Origin of the sequence: Catellatospora sp. NPDC049609, assembly GCF_040675365.1 — a bacterium.
In the GTDB taxonomy this organism is placed as follows: domain Bacteria; phylum Actinomycetota; class Actinomycetes; order Mycobacteriales; family Micromonosporaceae; genus Catellatospora.
This window is the reverse complement of record NZ_JBFAOU010000396.1, coordinates 1-2,721: the sequence shown is the minus strand read 5'-3', so window position 1 is coordinate 2,721 and position 2,721 is coordinate 1. Positions and strand designations below refer to the sequence as shown.

Sequence of the window (2,721 nt, the reverse complement as noted above, 5' to 3'; positions counted from 1 at the left end):
GCTCCGCTGAGAGCGCCTTGAAAAACGGCTCAGGCCGCCACGCCGAGCCGGTCGAGCAGGTGGCGACGCAGCACCCCGAAGCCGGGATCGTCGGGCGTACGCGGATGCGCCAGCGTCACCGGCGCGTCCTCGACCAGCCGCCCGTCCTCCAGCACCAGCGTGCGGTCGGCCAGCAGCAGCGCCTCCTCCACGTCGTGGGTGACCAGCAGCGCGGCGAAGCCGTGCTGGGCGCGCAGCCGGGCGAACAGCTGCTGCATGCGCAGCCGGGTGAGCGCGTCGAGCGCCCCGAACGGCTCGTCGAGCAGCAGCAGCGCGGGCTCGCGGACCAGGGCCCGCGCGACCGCGACCCGCTGGGCCTGGCCGCCGGACAGCTCGACGGGCCAGGCCGTGTCGCGTCCGCGCAGGCCGACCTCGTCGAGCGCGGCCAGGGCGCGGGCGCGTACGCCGGGGCCGGTCAGGCCGAGGGAGACGTTGTCGATGACCCGCTTCCACGGCAGCAGCCGGTGCTCCTGGAACACCACCGCCAGGTCGCCGGGTCGCCGCACGTCGCCCGCGGCGTCGGCGTCGAGCCCGGCGAGGATGCGCAGCAGGGTGCTTTTGCCGGAGCCGCTGCCGCCGAGCAGGGCCACCACCTCGCCGGGCGCGATGGCGAGGTCCACCCCGTCGAGCACGACGGCCGCGCCGAAGGACCGGCGCACGCCGTGGGCGGTCAGGACCGGGGTCACCTCGCCTGCAGGCCGCGTCGCCATGACAGGGTCCTCCTCTCCGCGATGCGCAGCGCCAGATCGGACAGCAGGCCCAGCAGCGCGTACACGAGCAGGCCGAGCAGCACCACCTCGGTCTGCGCGAACTCGCGGGCCTCCATCATCAGGAAGCCGATGCCGGTCTGGGCGTTGACCTGCTCGCCGACGACGAGGCTGAGCCAGGCCGCGCCGATGGCCAGCCGCAGCCCGAGGAACAGCGACGGCAGCGCGCCGGGCAGCACGACGTGGCGCAGCCGGGCGAGCTGGCCCAGGCCGCAGGTGCGGGCGGCTTCGACCAGGCGCTCGTCGATGTCGCGGATGCCGGCGTAGGTGTTGAAGTAGATCGGGAAGAAGCTGCCCAGCGCGACCAGCGTGATCTTCAGCTCCTCGCCGATGCCGACCCAGATGATCAGCAGCGGCACCAGGCCCAGGTGCGGCAGCATGCGCGCCATCTGCACGGGCGGGTCGACCAGGTCGTCGCCGATGCGCAGCAGTCCGGCGACCGCGCCGAGCAGCAGGGCGAGCCCGCCGCCGATGGCGAGCCCGATGGCGGCGCGCTGCAGCGAGTCGAGCAGGTGCACGGCGAGGGTGCCGTCGCCGGACAGCCGCCATCCGGCGGCGAGCACGTCGCTGGGCGCGGGCAGCTTGTGCGGGGGCAGCAGCCCGGTGCGCGCGGCGGCCTCCCAGCCGGCGAACAGCACGACGGGTGTGATCAGCCGCTGCCAGCGCCGCCGGGAGGAGCCGGTGCGGCGGCCGGGGGCCGGGGCGGCGGGACCGGCGTCGTCGAGGGCGGGTGCCGGGACGGCGGCCGGGGCCGCCATCCTGGTGGTGGTGGTCATCGTAGTGCCTCGGTGAAGCGGTCGTCGATGCGCGACTTGATGTCGATCTTCTCGGGGATGAGCTTGAGGGTGGCGAAGCCGTCGGCGATGGCCTGCAGCTCGTCGCCGATCTCGGGGGTGAGCGCGGCCAGCGGTTGGGCGCTGCGCTGCAGGGCGCGGGTGGTGACGTCGAGCGGGATCTTCAGCTCGGGGGCGAGCACGGCGGCCCGCTCGCCGGGGTTGGCGATGCCCCAGTCGGTGACGGTGCGGTACTGCTTGAGGAACTCGGCGATCTGGTCGGTCTTCTGCTCCAGCGCCTTCGGGTCGGCCAGCACGTACTCGCGGTTGCTGGCCAGGCCGGTGGCGTCTTCGAGCACGGCGACGCCGGGCTGCTCGGCGAGGGCGAAGTAGGGGTCCCAGATGATCCAGGCGTCGACCTGGTCGCCGTCGAAGGCGGGGCGGGCCTCGGCGGGCTTGAGGTACTTGACGTCGATGTCGTCGATGGTCAGCTGGTGCTTCTCCAGCAGCTTGACCAGCAGCCAGTTCACGTTGGAGCCCTTGTTGAGGGCGACCGTCTTTCCCTTGAGGTCGGCGAAGGACTGGAAGCCCTTGGCCTGCTTGACCAGGACGGCCTCGCCCTTGGGCACCGGGGCCGAGGTGCCGATGATCTTGAAGTCGATCTTCCCGGCGGCCGCGAAGATCGGCGGCGCCTCGCCGGTCTGCCCGATGTCGATGGACCCGGCCTTGAACGCCTCGGTCAGTGCGGGGCCGCTCTCGAACAGCGCCCAGGTGGCCTTCGGATCCGCGGCGTTGCGGGCCTTGACCAGGCTGAGCCCGCCGAATCGCTGGTATCCGATGCGCAGCGGCTGCCCGGCGGCGGCCGGCTCGTCACCGCCGCAGGCCGCCAGGAACGACGCGGACAGCGGCGCCGCGGCCAGCGCGGCCAGCAGGGAGCGGCGGGAAAGTCGGGGCTGGGCGTGCATGGGCTGTCTCCTGAGGGGGGTCGGAGTCGTCGGACGGCGATAGGCTATCAACCCGATAGGAATTATGGGAATCAGCCTGGCGGTCCCACCTCCTCAGGACTCCTGTTGCCCACGTCCTACCCGCGCGCACGGCGCCGTTTGCGCACCACGTTCGCGGCGATCGCGCGGGCGACCAGC

3 protein-coding genes are annotated in these 2,721 nt (G+C 73.0%); all 3 read right to left on the bottom strand.

Annotation, left to right across the window (positions count from 1 at the left end; translation table 11 throughout):
- Positions 1-29: 29 nt before the first annotated feature.
- From AB0J67_RS40540 to AB0J67_RS40530, 3 genes are read right to left on the bottom strand one after another with little or no spacing between them, the layout of a single operon-like run.
- Positions 30-749 carry an ABC transporter ATP-binding protein gene (locus AB0J67_RS40540; RefSeq protein ID WP_363491053.1) on the bottom strand — a complete coding sequence of 240 codons (720 nt, stop codon included), beginning with the start codon at positions 747-749 and terminating at the stop codon, positions 30-32.
- Entirely contained in the window at positions 722-1,582 is an 861-nt protein-coding gene (locus tag AB0J67_RS40535; protein ID WP_363491051.1) for an ABC transporter permease, read from the bottom strand. Before AB0J67_RS40535 ends, AB0J67_RS40540 begins: the two co-directional genes overlap by 28 nt.
- Positions 1,579-2,544: an aliphatic sulfonate ABC transporter substrate-binding protein gene (locus AB0J67_RS40530; protein WP_363491049.1), complete on the bottom strand. Its 966-nt coding sequence runs from the start codon at positions 2,542-2,544 to the stop codon at positions 1,579-1,581. The genes AB0J67_RS40535 and AB0J67_RS40530 overlap by 4 nt, the downstream gene beginning before the upstream one ends.
- Between the last annotated feature and the right edge of the window lie 177 nt (positions 2,545-2,721).

What these genes read in the sequence shown, in the direction of transcription:
- AB0J67_RS40540 (WP_363491053.1), bottom strand. Translation starts at nt 749, where the DNA reads ATGGCGACGCGGCCTGCAGGCGAGGTGACCCCGGTCCTGACCGCCCAC.
- AB0J67_RS40530 (WP_363491049.1), bottom strand. Translation starts at nt 2,544, where the DNA reads ATGCACGCCCAGCCCCGACTTTCCCGCCGCTCCCTGCTGGCCGCGCTG.
- AB0J67_RS40535 (WP_363491051.1), bottom strand. Translation starts at nt 1,582, where the DNA reads ATGACCACCACCACCAGGATGGCGGCCCCGGCCGCCGTCCCGGCACCC.